The 17,958-nt window shown below is 70.9% G+C and carries 15 protein-coding genes and 1 pseudogene; 7 read left to right on the plus strand and 9 right to left on the minus strand.

All coding sequences use genetic code 11. The annotated features are described in order from the left end of the window. The first annotated feature begins 13 nt into the window (after window positions 1-13). Both ADK57_RS35475 and ADK57_RS35480 read left to right on the plus strand, forming a co-directional pair. Window positions 14-1,024 carry an LLM class flavin-dependent oxidoreductase gene (locus tag ADK57_RS35475; RefSeq protein ID WP_053753782.1) on the plus strand — a complete coding sequence of 337 codons (1,011 nt, stop codon included), beginning with the start codon at window positions 14-16 and terminating at the stop codon, window positions 1,022-1,024. 56 nt (window positions 1,025-1,080) lie between these two features. Beyond that, on the plus strand, window positions 1,081-3,441 hold the full coding sequence (locus ADK57_RS35480; protein WP_053753809.1) for an ATP-binding cassette domain-containing protein: 2,361 nt from the start codon (window positions 1,081-1,083) through the stop codon (window positions 3,439-3,441). Here ADK57_RS35480 and ADK57_RS35485 read toward each other — a convergent pair. Next, entirely contained in the window at window positions 3,407-4,372 is a 966-nt protein-coding gene (locus ADK57_RS35485) for a DMT family transporter (protein ID WP_078973523.1), read from the minus strand. The two genes, ADK57_RS35480 and ADK57_RS35485, sit on opposite strands and share 35 nt — an antisense overlap. A gap of 92 nt (window positions 4,373-4,464) precedes the next feature. Here ADK57_RS35485 and ADK57_RS35490 point away from each other — a divergent pair, with 92 nt between their 5' ends. Next, complete coding sequence (locus ADK57_RS35490) at window positions 4,465-5,040, plus strand: TetR/AcrR family transcriptional regulator (protein WP_053753783.1); 576 nt, start codon at window positions 4,465-4,467, stop codon at window positions 5,038-5,040. 36 nt (window positions 5,041-5,076) lie between these two features. After that, window positions 5,077-5,661 (plus strand): hypothetical protein, encoded by a 585-nt coding sequence (locus tag ADK57_RS35495; protein ID WP_053753784.1) that lies wholly within the window; start codon window positions 5,077-5,079, stop codon window positions 5,659-5,661. Here the strand turns inward: ADK57_RS35495 and ADK57_RS35500 are convergent. The 5 genes from ADK57_RS35500 to ADK57_RS35520 form a co-directional block, all read right to left on the minus strand. After that, complete coding sequence (locus ADK57_RS35500; RefSeq protein WP_078973524.1) at window positions 5,569-6,468, minus strand: lysophospholipid acyltransferase family protein; 900 nt, start codon at window positions 6,466-6,468, stop codon at window positions 5,569-5,571. The two genes, ADK57_RS35495 and ADK57_RS35500, sit on opposite strands and share 93 nt — an antisense overlap. Continuing rightward, entirely contained in the window at window positions 6,468-7,238 is a 771-nt protein-coding gene (locus ADK57_RS35505; protein ID WP_053753785.1) for a GNAT family N-acetyltransferase, read from the minus strand. Before ADK57_RS35505 ends, ADK57_RS35500 begins: the two co-directional genes overlap by 1 nt. A gap of 221 nt (window positions 7,239-7,459) precedes the next feature. Beyond that, window positions 7,460-8,209: a succinate dehydrogenase/fumarate reductase iron-sulfur subunit gene (locus ADK57_RS35510; protein ID WP_053753786.1), complete on the minus strand. Its 750-nt coding sequence runs from the start codon at window positions 8,207-8,209 to the stop codon at window positions 7,460-7,462. After that, the gene (locus ADK57_RS35515) at window positions 8,206-10,158 is read right to left on the minus strand and encodes a fumarate reductase/succinate dehydrogenase flavoprotein subunit (RefSeq protein WP_053753787.1); all 1,953 of its coding nucleotides are present in this window, start codon (window positions 10,156-10,158) and stop codon (window positions 8,206-8,208) included. Before ADK57_RS35515 ends, ADK57_RS35510 begins: the two co-directional genes overlap by 4 nt. Before the next feature lie 2 nt (window positions 10,159-10,160). Further along, window positions 10,161-10,832, minus strand: coding sequence for a succinate dehydrogenase (locus ADK57_RS35520; protein WP_053753788.1), 672 nt, complete (start codon window positions 10,830-10,832; stop codon window positions 10,161-10,163). A gap of 120 nt (window positions 10,833-10,952) precedes the next feature. On the opposite strand from ADK57_RS35520, the gene ADK57_RS35525 reads away from it, so the two are divergent. Next, a complete protein-coding gene (locus ADK57_RS35525) occupies window positions 10,953-11,837 on the plus strand; it encodes a LysR family transcriptional regulator (RefSeq protein ID WP_053753789.1) in 885 nt (294 codons plus the stop codon). Window positions 11,838-11,874: 37 nt separating this feature from the next. After that, window positions 11,875-13,125, plus strand: a complete 1,251-nt coding sequence (locus tag ADK57_RS35530; RefSeq protein WP_053753810.1) for a PQQ-binding-like beta-propeller repeat protein — start codon at window positions 11,875-11,877, stop codon at window positions 13,123-13,125. Between the two features lie 19 nt (window positions 13,126-13,144). Here ADK57_RS35530 and ADK57_RS35535 read toward each other — a convergent pair whose 3' ends face one another. The 3 genes from ADK57_RS35535 to ADK57_RS35545 form a co-directional block, all read right to left on the minus strand. Further along, on the minus strand, window positions 13,145-15,280 hold the full coding sequence (locus tag ADK57_RS35535; RefSeq protein ID WP_053753790.1) for a putative bifunctional diguanylate cyclase/phosphodiesterase: 2,136 nt from the start codon (window positions 15,278-15,280) through the stop codon (window positions 13,145-13,147). Next, complete coding sequence (locus ADK57_RS35540; RefSeq protein WP_053753791.1) at window positions 15,277-16,089, minus strand: SAM-dependent methyltransferase; 813 nt, start codon at window positions 16,087-16,089, stop codon at window positions 15,277-15,279. The genes ADK57_RS35535 and ADK57_RS35540 overlap by 4 nt, the downstream gene beginning before the upstream one ends. A gap of 294 nt (window positions 16,090-16,383) precedes the next feature. Further along, entirely contained in the window at window positions 16,384-17,340 is a 957-nt protein-coding gene (locus tag ADK57_RS35545) for an SCO0930 family lipoprotein (protein WP_053753792.1), read from the minus strand. 415 nt (window positions 17,341-17,755) lie between these two features. Here ADK57_RS35545 and ADK57_RS35550 point away from each other — a divergent pair. Continuing rightward, window positions 17,756-17,958, plus strand: a pseudogene (locus ADK57_RS35550) (hypothetical protein); the annotation flags it as partial.

A 17,958-nucleotide genomic window follows, 5' to 3' on the forward strand; every position in this document is an offset into this window, starting at 1 on the left:
CGTTGAAGGAGACGTGAGTTCCCTGATCGCCGCCACCCGCTTCTCCGTCCTCGACCGTTCCCGCACCCGTCAGGGCGGTACGAACGCGGAGGCGCTGCGCGACACCGTGCGGCTGGCGCGGGAGCTGGAGGGGCTCGGCTATCACCGGTTCTGGGTGTCGGAGCACCACGGCGTGCCGGGGGTCGCCGGTTCGGCGCCGACCGTGCTGGCCGCCGCCGTCGCGGGCGCGACGCAGACGATCCGGGTCGGCACCGGTGGCGTGATGCTGCCCAACCATCAACCCCTGGTCGTGGCCGAGCAGTTCGGGGTGCTGGAGTCCCTCTTCCCGGGACGGATCGACATGGGGCTCGGCCGATCCGTGGGCTTCACGGACGGTGTGCGCAAGGCGCTCGGGCGGGACAAGGACGTCGCCGAGGACTTCGCGGGCCAGCTGGACGAGCTGCTCGGCTGGTTCCGGGGCACGTCGGCGACGGGTGTGCACGCGCGCCCCGCGGAGGGCCTGACCGTGCCGCCGTTCGTGCTGGCCATGGGCGAGGGCGCGACGATCGCGGCCCGCGCCGGGCTGCCGATGGTCATCGGCGACCTGCGCAACCGCGAGAAGATGCAGCGCGGCATCGACCACTACCGCACGCACTTCCGCCCCTCACCCTGGGCGCAGGAGCCGTACGTCGTGATCTCGGGCACGATCGCCGTGGCCGCCACGCCGGAGGAGGCCCGGCGGCTGCTGATCCCCGAGGCCTGGTCGATGGCGTACTCGCGCACGCACGGCACCTTCCCGCCCCTGCCGCCCGCCGAGCGCGTGGAGGCACTGACGATGAGCGGCAAGGAGCGCGGCTTCTACGAGGCCGGGCTCACCGGTCACCTCGCCGACGGCGAGGAGCAGGTCGCCCACGAGCTGGAGACCGTGCTGAAGGAGACGGGCGCCCAGGAGGTGCTGGTCACGACCAGCACGTACGACCGCGAGGCCCTGCTGGACTCCTACCGGCGGCTCGCCCGGATCACGAACGGCACCTCGCCCGCATAGAATCGCAGGGTTTGTCCACGCTCGCCCCGGCGATCACCCGTACGGAGTTTCCCTTCATGCACGACCCGCACGACCCGCACGACCCCCTCGTCCGCGTTCGCGGCGCCCGCGAACACAACCTCAAGGGTGTGGACGTCGACATCCCGCGGGACGTGTTGACCGTGTTCACAGGGGTGTCCGGTTCGGGGAAGTCGTCACTGGCGTTCGGGACGATCTACGCGGAGGCGCAGCGCCGCTACTTCGAGTCGGTCGCACCGTACGCACGCCGGCTGATCCACCAGGTCGGGGTGCCGAAGGTGGGCGAGATCACCGGTCTGCCGCCCGCCGTGTCGCTTCAGCAGCGCCGCTCGGCCCCGACGTCCCGCTCCTCCGTCGGCACGGTCACCAACCTCTCCAACTCGCTGCGGATGCTGTTCTCCCGGGCCGGGCACTACCCGCCGGGCGCCGAACGGCTCGACTCGGACGCCTTCTCACCCAACACGGCGGCCGGGGCGTGCCCGGAGTGCCACGGGCTGGGTCGTGTGCACCGTACGACGGAGGAGTCACTCGTCCCCGACCCCTCGCTGTCGATCCGCGAGGGCGCCGTCGCCTCCTGGCCGGGCGCCTGGCAGGGCAAGAACCTGCGGGACATCCTGGACGCGCTCGGATACGACGTCGACCGGCCCTGGCGGGACCTGCCCGCCGAGCAGCGGGAGTGGATCCTCTTCACGGACGAGCAGCCGGTCGTCACCGTGCACCCGGTCCGCGACGCGGAGCGCATCCAACGCCCTTACCAGGGCACGTACATGAGCGCCCGACGGTACGTCATGAAGACATTCGCGGACTCCAAGAGCCCGACGCTGCGCGCGAAGGCGGAGCGGTTCCTCATCAGCGCGCCCTGCCCGGTCTGCGGGGGCCGCAGGCTGCGCCCCGAGTCGCTGGCGGTGACCTTCGCGGGCCGCACGATCGCCGACCTGGCGGCGCTGCCGCTGGTGGAGCTGGCCACGGCTCTCGAGGCCGGCCCGTCGGAGGCGGCCCGGGTCCTCACCGCCGACCTGACGTCCCGTATCGCGCCCGTCGTCGAACTCGGCCTCGGCTACCTCAGCCTCGACCGGGCCACGCCCACCCTCTCCGCGGGCGAGCTCCAGCGACTGCGCCTCGCGACCCAGCTGCGGTCCGGGCTCTTCGGGGTCGTGTACGTCCTCGACGAACCGTCCGCCGGACTGCACCCGGCGGACACGGAAACCCTGCTGACCGTGCTGGCACGGCTGAAGGCGGCCGGGAACTCGGTGTTCGTGGTGGAGCACCACCTCGACGTCGTGCGCGGCGCCGACTGGCTGGTGGACGTGGGGCCGCGGGCCGGCGAGCACGGCGGGCGGGTGCTGCACAGCGGGCCGGTGGCGGAGCTGGCCGGTGTCGCGGAGTCGGCGACCGCCCGCTTCCTGTTCGACCGCTCCCCGGCACCCGTTCGCGAAGTGCGCCCGCCGCGTGGCCGGTTGACGGTGGGCCCGGTCACCCGGCACAACCTGCGCGCGGTGACCGCGGAGTTCCCCCTCGGTGTGCTCACCGCGGTCACGGGCGTCTCGGGGTCCGGGAAGTCCACGCTCATCGGGGAGATCACCGAGGACCAGCCGGGCGTACGGCGGCTGGTCTCGGTCGACCAGAAGCCCATCGGACGCACCCCGCGCTCCAACCTGGCGACCTACACGGGACTCTTCGACGTCGTGCGGAAGGTGTTCGCGGCCACCGACGAGGCGCGCTCGCGGGGTTACGGTGTCGGCCGGTTCTCCTTCAACGTGGCTGGGGGTGCCCCCTCTGGGGGAGGGCGCTGCGAGACCTGTCAGGGCGAGGGCTATGTGACGGTCGAGCTGCTGTTCCTGCCGAGCACCTACGCCCCGTGCCCGGACTGCGGCGGGGCGCGGTACAACCCGGAGACGCTCGAAGTGACGTACCGGGGGCGGAACATCGCGCAGGTGCTGGACCTCACGGTGGAGTCGGCGGCGGAGTTCTTCGCGGACACTCCGGCGGTGGCGCGCAGTCTGGCGACACTGCTCGACGTCGGACTCGGCTATCTCCGGCTCGGTCAGCCCGCGACCGAACTTTCCGGCGGGGAGGCCCAACGCATCAAGCTGGCCAGTGAGTTGCAGCGCGGTCGCCGCGCTCACACCCTGTACCTCCTCGACGAGCCCACGACCGGTCTGCACCCGGCCGACGTCGAGGTCCTGATGGGCCAGTTGCACGGGCTGGTCGACGCCGGGCACACCGTCATCGTCGTCGAGCACGACATGGCGGTGGTCGCGGGCGCGGACTGGGTGATCGACCTCGGGCCGGGCGGTGGTGACGCGGGCGGGCGGGTCGTCGCGGTGGGGCCGCCCGCGGAGGTGGCACGGGCCAAGGGGAGCGCTACGGCAGCGTACTTGGGGCAGATGTTCCGGTAGGGGCCCGGCACCGGCCGCCGCATCCCCCGCCCCGACCGTCGCCGTCGCGTGATGACGCCGGCGTGCGAGGGCTCGCGGAGTGCACGACGGCGACCGCTCCGAGGGCGACCGCCAGTCCGACGGCGGTCTGCGGGGTGAACGGTTCGCCGAACATGGCGGCGCCCCAGACTGCCGTGACGGGAGCCATCAGGAACATGAGCGTGTTGACCTTGGTCACCCCGGAGCGCCTCAACACGAGCCAGTAGAGCCCGTATCCGCCGAACGTCGACAGCGTCACGAGCCACCCGATCGCGATCCAGAACGACGACTCGGCCGGTGGCGCGGCCGACCCGGCCGCGAGGGCGGCACCGGTGAAGACGAGCGCGCTGGTGACGCAGTGGACGGTCATCGACACCGCGGGCGTGACGTGCGTACGGGAACGCTGTTCGAGGAACGTGGCCGCCACCAGCGAGAGCATCCCCGCGAACGGCACGAAGTAGGTCCACCACGCCACACCGCTGTTGGCCCCCGCGTCGGCCGTGGTGACCAGGGCGACGCCGGCCAGCCCCAGGCACAGACCGAGCCACTGCCGGCCCGAGACGTACTGACGCAGCAGCGGGCCGGCCAGCGCGCCCGCGACGAGGGGCTGGGTGCCGTCGATCAGCGCGGTCGTGCCGCTCGAGACGCCGAGCTGGATCGCCCAGTAGACGGTGAGCAGATAGCCGCTCTGGGAGAGCAGCCCGATCACGGCCTGCCGGCCGACGTCCCGCGCGGTCAGCCCCCGCCAAGAGGCCCTGCCCCGAGCGACGGCTGCCACCGCGAGGACGACCGCCAGGGGCAGGAACCGCCACATCAGGATCGTCACCGCGCCGGCCTGTTCCGTGCCCAGCTTGGCGCCCACGAACCCCGAGCTCCAGCACAGCACGAAGGCGACGGAGAGCAGAAGGTTCACGACTCATCACCCCGAACGAAGACTCCGAAAACTAAACAGATCGGTATACCTGCTGGAGTGAACCACTATACAGATCGGTATAGTCTTGAGCCATGGGCACCAAGCGGATCACGATGACCCCCGGCGCGCGCCGCGCTCTCGCGGCCGCCTCGCGGCTCTTCTACGAGCGGGGCATCCACGCGGTCGGAGTGGACACCATCGCTGCCGAGGCCGGGGTCACGAAAAAGACGCTCTACGACCGGTTCGGGTCCAAGGAGCAGATCGTCGTCGAGTACCTGGCCGACCGGGACGAGCGCTGGCGGGCGTTCGTCACGGAGCGGCTGGAGCGTACGGAGCCGGGATCCGTCGACCGGGTACTGGCGGTCTTCGACGCTTCACAGGCGTGGATGACCGAGAGCAGCCCCAAGGGATGCAGCATGGTCAACGCGCATGCCGAGATCAGCGATCCCTCCCACCCGGCCTACGCGATCATCACCGGCCAGAAGCAGTGGATGCTCACGCTGTTCGCCGACCTGCTCCGCGAGGTCGCCCCGGCCAGGGCCGACGAGCTGGCCCGCACACTGATGCTCCTGCACGAGGGGGCTCTGGTCGCGCACGGCCTGCGCATCTTCCCCGACCCGATCGGCGAGGCGCGCGACCGGGCGGGCGAACTCGTCACCGCACCTTGAGGAACGGGGTGATGCGCCGTGCCGCATGATCGCGTCATGACGAATCCCGCTTCCTTCCGCGACCAGACCAACTGGTCCAATGGCTTTTACGAGCTGGCCATCGAGGTCGGATCGACCGAGGACGCCCGGATACAGGCAGTCCTGAGCGCCCTGTGGTCCGCAGCAGACGTGCAGGGCTGCTTCGGGCAGAGCGACCGGGAGCCCCAGGAGCAGGATCCCGTGCCGTGCACGGTTGCCTCCCTGACCGAGCACGGTCACCTCTACGGCCAGGTCCGCCTGCCGACGGGCCGGCCGGCCGTGTGCGGTTGCGTGGCGGTCCGCGGAGGTGACGAAAGCAGCGACTGGCTGGACTTTTACGTCCCCGTGGGAGCACTGGACAACGCGGGGATCGAGTACTGGGACGGCCGGCCGTTCTTCAGGTCCGCCGTCATGGACGACTGGCTTGCCGCCATCGGGACCGAGACCTTCAAGCGCGCCTCCTTCAGCCTGGGTGTCATGGGCTTCATGGTCTCCGGGTGCACTGACGCGTCAACGCTGGCAGGGCGGTTGCCCGAGGAGCGGGGCATCGGATATCTGCTGCCCCGAGGGGGCGTCGTGCACTACGGCGCCGCCAACACCTGAGTCCACGGACACACGCGGCGCGTCCCCCTGCGCGGCCCGGGCCAGTGTGCGGCGGTCGGGGTGGCCGGCTGCCGGGATAACGTCCCGGACCTCGACCTCGGCCACCAGGTCGCGGGCCGACACCACCCGCCACACCGAGGCGAGCAGCGAGTCCTCCCCCACGAAGGCGGGTGCGGTGCTCGCGGCTCCCCCGGCGGACCGGTAGTGGATCCGTACCGGCTGGACGGGGACGCCCGCGTCGAGCGCGGCCTGGAACACCGCCCGGCGGAAGTGTCCCTGGGCCCGGCCGCACCAGGTGCTGCCTTCCGGGAAGGCGGCCACCGCCGCGCCGCCGCGCAGCGCCTGAGCGATGCGCGCGACTGTCTCCGGGAGCTCCCGCAGCCGGTCCCGCTCGATGAACAGGGCACCGCTGCCCGCCGTGAGAGCCCCCGCCACCGGCCACCGCCGTATCTCGGCCTTGGCCAGCATCCGGGCCGGGCGTACGGCGGCGAGCAGCGGAATGTCCAGCCACGAGATGTGATTGGCGACCAGCAGCAGTCCACCGACGGGCGCGGCGGTACCGGTGACGCGGACCCGGACCCCCGCGGCCCGCACGATCATCCGGCACCACCGTCTCACCGGCCCGGCGGGGATCCTCCCCCGCAAGCGGGGGCACCCCCAGCCGAGCGGCAGCAGCGCGATCCCGGCGAGCACCAGCACCGTCACCGCGGCGAGCCGCAGCACGGCCAGCGGTACGGCGACGGCGGACCCCACCGGCTCCACACAGGCCCTGGGGGTGCAGGGCGCACTGGGCAGCCAGACGCCCATCAGGCCGGTACGAGGGAGAGGAAGTGCCGCAGATAGCGCGGGTTGACCCGGCGCATCGACAGCAGCACGTACAGGTCGGCGACCCCGAAGTCCGGGTCGTGGGCGGGCTCCGCGCAGACCCAGGCGCCGAGGCGGAGGTAGCCGCGCAGGAGGGCGGGAAGTTCGGTGCGGGCCGGCACGGTCACGTCCTTCGGCACCCACGGCAGCAGCGGCCGTACCCGGAACTCCTCGGGTGCCAGGTGCTTGTCCCACACCCGGTCCCAGGTGCCGGCCGCGACGGCACCGCCGTCGGCCAGCGGGATCGAGCAGCAGCCGGCGAGCCACTCATGGCCCTGGTCGACCATGTAGCGGGCTATGCCGGCCCAGATGAGTCCGATGACCGCGCCGTCCCGGTGGTCGGGGTGCACACAGGAGCGGCCGACCTCGACGAGGCCCGGGCGGATCGGGTCGAGCGCGGTGAGGTCGAACTCGCCCTCCGAGTAGAGGCGTCCGGCGACCGCGGCCCGCTCCGGGGGCAGCAGCCGGTACGTGCCGACGACCTGGCCGGTCGTCGTGTCCCGTACCAGCAGGTGGTCGCAGTACGCGTCGAAGGCGTCGACGTCGAGTCCGGGCTGCGGGGAGTTCAGGAGGGCACCCATCTCCCCGGCGAAGACGTCGTGCCGCAGCCGCTGCGCGGCCCGGACGTCGGCCTCGTCTCGGGCGAGGGTGACGGTGTAGCGGGTGGGGGCGGTCGACTGCGGGGGACGGTCGAGCGTGGAAACGCCGGTCATGGCACTCTCCTGGTCACGGGCCGTGGCGGCGAGCGGTGCCGCCGCTCCTGTTGTGCCGACGCCGGTTGGCGTGCGCGTGACCAGTGCCAAGAGTGGGGATGTGGGGTTGCTGAATGCCAGAAGCGCGGGAAAGCGAGACGGGACCGGGCTTGAGCACCACACCCGGTCCCGCCCGTTCGCACCTTTCGGCGAACGTTCGATGCAACGCCCTTTCTACGGCGCTACCGCTTCCCCGCCTTCCGAGTGGCCCGCAGCCACTCCTTGTTCATCCCGGTGATGGACACCAGCGGGATGCCCTTGGGGCAGGCCGTCGCGCACTCCCCCGCCAACGTGCAGCCCCCGAAACCCTCGTCATCCATCTGCGCCACCATGTCCAGCACCCGTGTCTCCCGCTCGGGCGCCCCTTGCGGCAGCACGTTCAGGTGGTTCACCTTGGCCGACGTGAACAGCATCGCCGCCCCGTTGGGACAGGCGGCCACACACGCCCCGCACCCGATGCACTCGGCATGCTCGAACGCGAAGTCGGCATCGGGCTTGGGCACCGGCGTCGCATGCGCCTCCGGTGCCGCCCCGGTCGGTGCGGTGATGTATCCGCCCGCCTGGATGATCCGGTCGAAGGCGGACCGGTCGACGACCAGGTCCTTGATCACCGGGAACGCGGACGCCCTCCACGGCTCGATGTCGATCGTGTCGCCGTCCTTGAAGGACCGCATGTGCAGCTGACAGGTCGTGGTGCGCTCGGGCCCGTGCGCATCGCCGTTGATGACGAGCGAACACGCCCCGCAGATGCCCTCCCGGCAGTCGTGGTCGAAGGCGACAGGGTCCTCACCACCCAGGATGAGCTCCTCGTTGAGCGTGTCGAGCATCTCCAGGAAGGACATGTCGGAGGAGATCCCGTCCACCTGGTACGTGGACATGGCGCCTTCGGCGTCGGCGTTCTTCTGCCGCCAGACGCGCAGGGTGAGCTTCATGCGTAGCTCCGCTGAGTGGGGTGGACGTACTCGAAGACCAGGTCTTCCTTGTGCAGAACAGGGGCGCCACCGGTCCCGGTGAACTCCCAGGCGGCCGCGTACGCGAACTCGTCGTCCCTGCGGGCGGCCTCACCGTCCGGGGTCTGGGACTCCTCCCTGAAGTGGCCGCCGCAGGACTCGGCCCGGTGCAGCGCGTCGAGACACATGAGCTCGGCGAGCTCCAGGTAGTCGACGACCCGGTTGGCCTTCTCCAGGGACTGGTTGAACTCCTCGCCGGTGCCGGGGACCTTGATGCGCCGCCAGAACTCCTCACGGATCTGCGGAATCCGCTCCAGCGCCTTGCGCAGTCCGCTGTCGGTGCGGGCCATGCCGCAGAACTCCCACATGAGTTCGCCGACCTCGCGGTGGAAGGAGTCGGGGGTGCGGTCGCCGTCGACGGCCAGCAGCAGGTTCAGCCGGTCCTCGGTCTCCGCCAACACCTCCTGTACGACGGGGTGTTCGGCGGTGACGGTCTGGTGGTGCGGGTTGCGGGCGAGGTAGTCGTTGATCGTCGCCGGCAGGACGAAGTAGCCGTCGGCGAGGCCCTGCATGAGGGCGGACGCGCCGAGCCGGTTGGCGCCGTGGTCGGAGAAGTTGGCCTCGCCGATCGCGAACAGGCCCGGGATGGTGGTCTGGAGGTCGTAGTCGACCCACAGCCCGCCCATCGTGTAGTGCACGGCGGGATAGATCCGCATCGGCACCTCGTACGGATCCTCGTCGGTGATCCGCTGGTACATGTCGAAGAGGTTGCCGTACTTCGCCTCGACGGCCTTGCGCCCCATCCGCTCGATGGCGTCGGCGAAGTCGAGGTACACGCCCTGCCCGCCGGGCCCGACACCCCTGCCCTCGTCACAGACGTTCTTCGCGGCGCGGGAGGCGATGTCGCGCGGGACCAGGTTGCCGAAGGAGGGGTAGATGCGCTCCAGGTAGTAGTCGCGCTCGTCCTCGGGGATCCTGTTCGGCGGCCGGTCGTCGCCCTTGGCCTTCGGCACCCAGATCCGGCCGTCGTTGCGCAGCGACTCGCTCATCAGCGTCAGCTTGGACTGGTGGTCGCCGGTGCGCGGGATGCAGGTCGGATGGATCTGCGTGAAGCACGGGTTGGCGAAGTACGCGCCGCGCCGGTGGGCCCGCCAGATCGCGGTGGCGTTGGAGTTCATGGCGTTCGTCGACAGGTAGAAGACGTTGCCGTAACCGCCGCTGGCCAGGACGACGGCGTCCGCGAAGTACGTGTCGATGCGCCCGGTGACGAGGTCCCGCGCCACGATCCCGCGCGCCTTCCCGTCGACGACGATCAGGTCGAGCATCTCGGTACGGGGGTGCATCTCGATGTTCCCGGCCGCGATCTGCCGGGACAGCGCCTGGTAGGCGCCAAGCAGCAGCTGCTGCCCCGTCTGGCCACGGGCGTAGAAGGTCCGCGACACCTGGACGCCGCCGAAGGAGCGGGTGTCGAGCAGCCCGCCGTACTCACGGGCGAACGGCACGCCCTGCGCCACGCACTGGTCGATGATCTCGACGGAGATCTGCGCGAGCCGGTGGACGTTGGACTCCCGAGCCCGGAAGTCGCCGCCCTTGACGGTGTCGTAGAACAGCCGGTGGACGGAATCGCCGTCGTTGCGGTAGTTCTTCGCCGCGTTGATGCCGCCCTGTGCGGCGATGGAGTGGGCGCGGCGCGGGGAGTCCTGATAGCAGAACTGGACGACGTGGTAGCCCTGTTCGGCGAGCGTGGCGCCCGCGGAGCCGCCGGCCAGGCCCGTCCCCACGACGATCACCGTGTGCTTGCGCCGGTTGGCGGGGTTGACCAGCTTGGCCTCGAAACGGCGCTTGTCCCAGCGCTCGTTGACAGGGCCGGGAGGGGCCTTGGGGTCGACGACCGGTTCGCCGGTCGCGTAGTCCGCGTATTCAGCAGTCATCTTCAGCTCACCACTCCGGTCATGACGCCCACGGGTACGGCGATGAAGCCGGCCGTGAGCAGCAGCGCGAGGACGTCGGCGACGGCCTTCAGGGCGCGGTCGCGGGCCCGGCTGCCGACGCCGAGGGTCTGGGCGGCGCTCCAGAAGCCGTGCCGGATGTGCAGGCCGAGCGCGAGCATCGCGACGATGTAGATGACGTTGCCGTACCAGGTGGAGAAGGTGTCCACGACGTTCTGGTACGGGTGGCCCTCCTGGAAGCCGCCCGAGTGCACGGTGCCGGTCGTCAGGTCGAGGATGTGCCACACGATGAACAGGCCGAGGATGATCCCGCCCCAGCGCATGGTGCGGGTCGCATAGCCGGCCCGCGGCTTCTTGTGGACGTACTTGCTGGGCCGCGCCCTGATGTCGCGGCGGCTGAGCTGGTACGCCGAGGTGGCGTGGGCGACGACGGCGACCACCAGCACGACGCGGATGAGCCACAGCGTCCACTCGTAGTGCATGAAGGGTTCGCCGACGGTGCGCAGCCAGTGCGCGTAGTGGTTGAACTCGCCCGCCCCGAAGAAGATCTTCAGGTTTCCGATCATGTGGACGACGAGGTACAGCAGCATGATCAGGCCGCTGACGGCCATCACGGTCTTCTTGCCGACGGAGGAGTCCCACACGGTGCGTGCCATGGACGGTCGTCGGTCCGTCCGCGTTGCCAGAGCCATGGCTCAAGACGCTAGGGCCGAACGGCCCCATCGGTCCAAGACATGGTACGGCTCGTTTCGATAGAGAGAGCCTATGATGGCCGGGTGCAGTTCCAGCAGCTCCAGTACTTCGTGGCGGTCGCCGAGACCCGGCACTTCACCCGGGCCGCCGATCTGGTCCATGTCGCGCAGCCGTCCCTCTCCCAGCAGATCAAGGCCCTGGAGCGGGAGCTCGGGGCCGATCTGTTCCAGCGTGCCCGGGGCAACATCACGCTCACCGACGCGGGCGAGGCACTGCTGCCGCTGGCCCGCCGCATCCTGGCCGACGCGGACACGGCCCGGCACGAGGTGCAGGAGCTGGTCCAACTCCGCAGCGGCCGCGTCCGGTTGGGCGCCACCCCGAGTCTGTGCACGGGCCTGCTCCCGGACGTGCTGCGCGCCTTCCACGACCGCTATCCCGGCATCCGGCTGCTGATCGAGGAGGGCGGCTCCCACGACCTCGTACGGGAACTCGCCCGCGGCGCCCTCGACCTGGCCCTGGTCGTCCTGCCCCTGCCGACCCCCTCCCCCGCGCTCACCACGGTGGAACTGCTCCGCGAGGACCTGGTCGTGGTCTCCTCCCCGGACGCCCCGAAGCCCGGCCGGGGAGCGCGCACCGTGCAGGTCTGCGACCTGGAGGGCGAACGCCTGGTGATGTTCCGGCACGGCTACGACCTGCGGGAACTGACCGTGGCCGCCTGCCGCGCCGAGGGCTTCGAGCCGGACTTCGCGGTGGAGGGCGGCGAGATGGACGCCGTGCTGGGCTTCGTACGGGCGGGGCTCGGGGTGGCCGTCGTACCGCGGATGGTGGCCGCCCGGTCGGGGCGCGGGCTGCGGGTGACACCGTTGGCCCGGCCCGGGTTGCACAGGACGATCGCACTCGCCCACCGCAGCGACGTGGCTCCGCCGCGGGCGGCGCGGGAGTTGCAGCGGATGCTCCTGGAGCGCTGAACCGCCGTAGCATGGGGCGTTCTCGTGGGGGGTGTACATGCGGCGGGTACATGTGGTGGCGGCACTGATGGGGCTGTTGCTGGCCGGGTGTTCAGGCGCGGGGAACACACCGCCCGACGGCTCCGGGCATACGACGGCCTCGTCGCCGGCCGCCCCCACCGCACCGCGCTCCGCCTCGCCCGTGTCGGGGCCGTGGCGTACGTGGACCGTGCCCCTGTCCGTGCAGGAGAACCGCGTGTTCGTGCGGGAGGACCGCGGCAACTGTGGCGCGACGGCTCACCAGGCCGTGTGCGCCACCAGCACGGGCGGTCTCGTCGGGCGGTCCCGGACGACCGGCGAGGTCACCTGGGTCGTTCCCGGGACCGGCAAGGGAAACAGCGCGGGACTCGTCCTCGACGCGGCCGACGAGCGGGCCGTGACCGGCGTGGGCGAAGAGGTACGTGCCGCCGACCTCCGCACGGGGACGGCGGCTTGGACGCACCAGCTGGCAGACGGCAGCACCGTCGCCGTGATCACGTCCGCGGACGACACCGTCTATGTCCTCGAAACGCCGGCCGCGACCTATGAGCACATCGTCCTCCGTGCCCTCCGCGCCTCCGACGGCAAGACTCTGTGGCATCACACGCTCGACGGGAACCCGTCCGGGGGACTCGCCGCCTTCGACGGCCGCGTCTACACCACCGACGGCACCCGGGTCACCGCCCGGGACGCCCGCACCGGCAGGGCTCTGGCGACCAGCCCCGAGGGCACCGAGTGCCCGACGCTCATCTCCGGGGGGCACTACCTGGTGTGCGCCGGCAGCCCGATCTCGGCCGGGGACGTCTTCCCGCCGCTGAAGCGCCTGGATCCCGTCACCCTAGGGCCCCTGCCGACGCCCGAGGACACCGGAGAAAAGCCCGAACGCGGGCTGATCTCCGCCGACGGGGTGCTGGTGCTGTACGAGGACAGCGCCGAGGACCCGGGAGCCGGCGACTGGAACGCGTACGACCTCGTCCACGGGCGCAGGCTGTGGAGCTACTACACCACGACGGAGCAAGCCGCCCTGGCCGACGGCCGGTTCGTGACCTTCACCCCGGGCAACGACGAGACCACCAGGGGACGCGTGATCACGATCGACCTGCACGAGGGCCCGAAGGCCACCGGAACCGCCGCTGCGCGCACGTCCCCGCCGTATCCGCAGACCAGGCGCGGCGAACACCCCTTGCTCGCGGTGCCCGGCGGCGACACGGGCCTGGTGATCGTCCAGGCCCGGGCTCACCGCTCCCTGCGCTCGATCCCGCTCCCCTGAAGCTCCCTCAGCCCCTGCCTCAGCCCGTCGCGTCCACCAGCGCCAGCTCGTGCAGCCGGTCCGGCGGGCCCGGGCGGGCGTAGTACCAACCCTGGGCGGTGTCGCAGCCCAGTATCCGCAGCTGCTCGGCCTGGGCGCCGGTCTCCACGCCCTCCACCGTCACGTCGAGGTTCAGGCTGTGGGCGAGTGAAACGATTCCCTCGACGATCTTGAGGTCGACGGGGTCGGCCGGAAACTGCTGCATGCTCTGGGTGAAGGAGCGGTCCAGCTTGAGGATGCTCACCGGCAGGCGGCGCAGGTTGGCAAGGTTCGAGTAGCCGGTGCCGAAGTCGTCCAGGGCGATGTCGACGCCCATCTCGGCGAGCCGGCGCAGCGGCTTCAGCAGGTCGTCGTCCGCGCCGATGAGCGCCGACTCGGTGACCTCCAGGCAGAGCGCGTCGGGTGCGACGCCCATGCGCTCCAGGATGTCGACGGTGTCCTGGACCAGGCCGGGATGAGTGAGCTGGCAGGGCGAGAGGTTGACGTTGATCCGCAGCGGGCCGGCGCCGTCGTAACGTTCCCGCCACTCGCGGGCCTGGCGCACCGACTGCTCCAGGACCCAGCGGCCCAGCGGAACGATCAGCCCGGTGTGCTCGGCGAGCGGGATGAACCGGTCGGGGCCGAGCACGCCGTGCTGCGGATGCAGCCAGCGCACCAGCGCCTCCGCGCCGCGCACGCTGCCGTCGCCGAGGTGGACCAGGGGCTGGTACTCGATGAAGAACTCGCCCCGGTCCAGGGCCGTCGGCAGGGCCGTGGTCAGCCCGTGCCGGGTGATGGCGCGGGCGTCGGCCTCCGGGTCGGCGAGCTCGAACCGGTTGCCGCCCGCCGACTTGGCCCGGTACATGGTGATGTCGGCGCTGCGCAGCACCTCCGCAGGGCTCCGCTCCCCCGCCGGGCCCTCGACGATGCCGATGCTGCCGCGCACGGTCAGCTCACGGCCGTCGACGCTGATGGGGGCGACCATCGCGTTCATGATGCGGGCGGCGAGTTCGTCGACCTCGCGTTCGGTGTCGGGCCCGGTGGTCAGGGCCACGAACTCGTCGCCGCCGAGCCGGGCGACCATCTCGCCGGGCGCGGTCGCGCAGGACTGCAGCCGGTCGGCGACCTCGACGAGCAGTCGGTCGCCGGCCGCGTGCCCGAGGCTGTCGTTGATGGTCTTGAAGCCGTCGAGGTCGAGGTAGCACAGCCCGAAGCGCTGCCCCTTCCCGGCGCCCAGTGCCTTCTCCAGGCGCTCGAAGAAGAAGGTGCGGTTGGGCAGGCCGGTGAGCGCGTCGTGCGTGGCCTCGTAGCGCAACCGCAGGTTGAGCAGGCGGCGCTCGGTGGTGTCCTCCATGAGGGCCAACTGGTACTGCGGGTTGCCGTCGGCGTCGCGCAGCAGGGAGACCGTCAGGTTGGTCCACAGGACCGTTCCGTCAGGCCGGTGGAAGGCCTTCTCCGTGTGGTAGTGCTCGCGATCGCCCCGGACGAGTTCCTCGTAGAGCTTCCAGGTCTGGGGCGCGTCCTCGGCGTGGGTCCACTCCATGACGTTGCGCGCGCGCATGGTCTGCTCGGAGATGCCGAACATGCGCAGCAGCGCTCCGTTGACCTGGAGGATGTTGCCGTCGAGGTCGGCCATCCCGATGCCTATGGCCGCGCCCTCGAAGACCGCGCGGAAGCGGGCCTCGGTCGCGTGCAGCGCCTGGGCGACCACGCCCTGCGCCTGCAACGCCGCCTGCGCGATGGCCTCCTGCTCGGCGAGCGTCCGCTCGCGCAGCGCGTGGGCGAACCCGGCGGCCATGGCGTGCTGGAGCCGCGCGGCACGCGCCCGCAGGTCCTCCTGGATGCCGTCCTCGCCGCAGTAGAGCACGAGGTAGGCGTCGACGCAGTCCAGCGTGCGGGTCAGCGCCTCCGGGTCGGTGCAGTGCACGGTGACCAGGGCGGCGCCCACGGCCTTCGCCTCGTCGGCGTCGTAGATCCTGGCCCTGAGCGCCTCGCTCAACCGCCGGGCCAGCGGCAGCAGTTGCTCCTCGAACTCGGGCCGGGTCGCGGACGTCGAGGTCACCGGGAACACGGCCCGGCTCCAGATCGTCGCGAACCGCCGCAGTCTGTCCTCCGGCCCGTCCGGTTCCGCGCTCACGCCTTGCGCCCCACGCCCGCGAACCCGGAGAACGCATACGGATCCTCGTCCTCCGGTGCGGTGTCCGGCCGCCAGTGCGGCGGTGACACCAGTCCGGGTTCCACCATGTCGTACCCCTCGAAGAACCGCGCGATCTCCTCGCGCGAGCGCATGATCAGCGGGTTGCGAATGTCCTTGTACACGTCCACCGCGCCGTCCGCCCGCTCGGCCGGCAACGGAATTCCCTCGTACGAGGCATGCGTCAGGAGCAGCAGGCTGCCGGGCGCGAGCGCGTCGCGCAGTTCGTCCACCGCTCCGTACGGGTCGTCCGCGTCTTCCACGAAGTGCAGTATGGCAACGAGAAGCAGCGCCACTGGCCGGTTCAGGTCGATCAGCCGCTGCACTTCGGGGCTCGCGAGGATCTCCTGGGGCTTGCGGAGGTCGGCCGCGACCACACCCGCGCCCTCGTTGCCCGCGAGGACCGACTCGCTGTGCGCCACGGCCACCGGGTCGTGGTCGACGTACACCACGTGGGCCTCGGGACGGACCGCCTGGGCCACTTCGTGGACGTTGCCGAAGGTCGGGATGCCCGAGCCGATGTCCAGGAACTGGGTGATGCCCGCGTCGGCCGCGAAGCGCACCGCGCGGCGCATGAACGCCCGGTTCGCCTGCATGACCTTGGGGAGACCCGGCATGAACTCCATGGCCTTGCGGGCCGCTTCCCGGTCGACCTCGAAGTTGTGCGAACCGCCCAGGTAGTAGTCGTAGATGCGCGAAACGCTCGGCACCGAGATGTCGATGCTTCGTGGGGCCCAGGCGGGACGCTCCATCTATCTCTCCAAGGCGTAGGCGATCCGGTGTTCGAGCAGAGGCTACTGATCGCCCGCCAATGGAGCGAGCAGAAACGGAAATTGACCATCCGTTCCCGGTCACTGCCTGCGGCACGTGCCGAATTGATGCCCCGCCGCATCCTCCACGAAAAGTGCGCGCGACACTCCGCAGCGTTCCGGTCGATTTTCCGAACCGGGCGGCGACTCGCGGGGAGTTGTGGTGAATCACGGCAAACCGGTCCGCCCCCTCCGTGCGGCGCGGAGGGGGCGGACCGGTGGATCGGGACGCCGTCTTTACTCTTCGGGCGCTCCGACCGGCTTACCGTCGGGTGCCACGGCGTACCAAGTGCCGCCGACGCCCTGGCCGTTGGTGTCGCCGGGCTCCTTGTCGCCCGCGAACGTGTAGATGGGCGAGCAGTTGACCGTCATCTGCTTGACGCCGTCGGAGCGGGTGAAGCTCATCAGGCCCTTCTTCTGGACGTCCTTGGTGTCGTTCGTCGCGACGGGCGCGACGGCCGGCCACTTCTCCAGGCAGGCTCCGGTGCAGTTGGAGACCGGCTTGGGCCAGGCCTCGTCCTTCATGAAGCGGTAGACCGTCATGCCGTTCTTGTCGACGACGATCTCGCCCAGGTCGGGGTCCTTGCGGGTGGACAGCCCGGGCAGGTCGGCGATCTTCGCCTTCTTGCCGTCGGGGGCCAGCGCGTACCACTTGCCGCCCACGCCCTGGCCTGCGACGTCGCCGGCCTTGGTGTCCTTCGCATAGCGGTACGCCGGCCAGCCGCCGATGGTCAGCTGCTTGGTGCCGTCGGCGCGGGTGACCTCGCCGAGCAGCGCTTCGTCGACACCGGCGCCGGCCTCGGCGTCGTCCGCGGGAACCGGCGGCCAGGCCGTGGCGCAGTCGCCGTCACAGTTGGTCTTCGGCGGTTCGGCCGTGTCCTCGTCGAAGCGGTAGAGGGTGAGGCCGGCGCTGTCGGTGAGCACATTGCCGAGTTCCGCGTTGGTGGACACGTTGAGCTCGCCCGCGGTGGACGTCTGGGCCGCGGCGCCCTGCCCGGCCTCCGCCGTGGCCGTGGCCGTGCCAGTGCCGGAACCGGTACCGATGCCGCCGACGGTGTAGTCGCCTGCCGCGGCCGTCGCACCGACGTTCTGGCTGCCGGTCGACGTGCCGCTTTCCTGGCCGCACGCCGTCGTCAGCGCCAGCACCGCCGCAGCGCTCGCCACGAGTGAGGCGCTCCGCCAGGAGGTCTTCATCGTCAACTCCCCATACTTTCAAAGGTGTTGCAACGCCCTGCTGCGCCGCCACACGACCATGGGTACGCATGGGAGCCGTGGTTGTGTTCAACCGTCTCGAACATTTCTTTCCGAAACCTGTGACATCACCGTTCCCTCTTTCGGGGCAATCCCCTCGTGACCGGGCGTGCGACGGTGCGTCAGGCCTCATGATCTCCGTCGTGCATCGACCCGAACCGACGCAATCCGCCCCCGCCATACGGGTGTTTGCCCTGTTGACGCTGACGTGGATGCTCATGGGCGCGCCGGCCGAGGTGGCCGTGGCCGACGCCTGCGCCTCCGCCTCGACGGGGCCTGGCGGCACACAGGCGGTGGCGGTCGCCGGCAGCCTGACCTGGCCGACTCCGCCGGCCTGCCCACCACCTCCCCCTCCGCCGTGCCCGACGCCAACGCCAACGCCGACACCGACACCGACACCGACGCCGACACCCACCCCGACTCCGACTCCGACTCCGACTCCGCCGAAGCCCAGCCCCACCCCGGCACCCATGCCGCCGGAACCGACGCCGACACCGCAGCCGCCGCCTCCGCCACCAGCACCGCAGCCGGCGCCACCCCGTTCAGAGCCGACGCCCACGC

It is taken from the genome of Streptomyces sp. MMG1533, from assembly GCF_001279775.1.
Taxonomy (GTDB): domain Bacteria; phylum Actinomycetota; class Actinomycetes; order Streptomycetales; family Streptomycetaceae; genus Streptomyces.